Annotated in this window: 1 pseudogene; it reads left to right on the plus strand. The window is 43.4% G+C overall.

Going from position 1 to position 659, the window contains the following annotated elements:
- Positions 1 to 659 (plus strand): annotated as a pseudogene (locus tag HC175_RS16085) (hypothetical protein); the annotation flags it as partial.

Here is a 659-nt window from a genome sequence, read left to right on the forward strand (position 1 = left end):
ACGAAGGAAATCCCCTGAGCTTTTTCACCTATGCTTTCTCGACAGGACCTTATATAGATTCGCTTTCTATACGAGGCCGTGTGCAGGATGCACTTCTGGGGGTACCGGATCCATATATCACTATTGCGCTTTATGAAGTAGATTCCACTTATAACGATTCACTCATTTATAAGGAAGTGCCCCGGTATGTTACCAGCACCCTTGACAGCACAACCTTTCAGCTTAACAACCTCAAACAGGGCACCTACCAACTTGTGGGAATACGGGATGTCAACAACAATTACACCTACGAACCCAAGACAGATAAAATTGCCTTTGCAGATGAGTACATCACCATTCCTACAGATGAAGAATTCAACCTTTCTATTTTCAAGGAATTACTTGCCGGGTCTTTTGAGAGACCTTCTCAAAAAGCACAGCAACACCTCATTTTTGGATACCGCGGACTCATAGTTCCCGATAGTATTTCTATTGAACCACGAAATGTACCCGAAGAATTTGAAGCCATGATCACAAAAGATCCCGTGAAAGATACCCTTCATTACTGGTACAAGCCAAACCTGGAAAGGGATACTCTTGGTTTCATTGCCCGCACTCCAAACAGGCAAGATACCCTGGTAACGCGTTTAAGGGAAATGAAAATTGATTCCCTCCAATTC

This window comes from Salinimicrobium oceani, assembly GCF_012037645.1.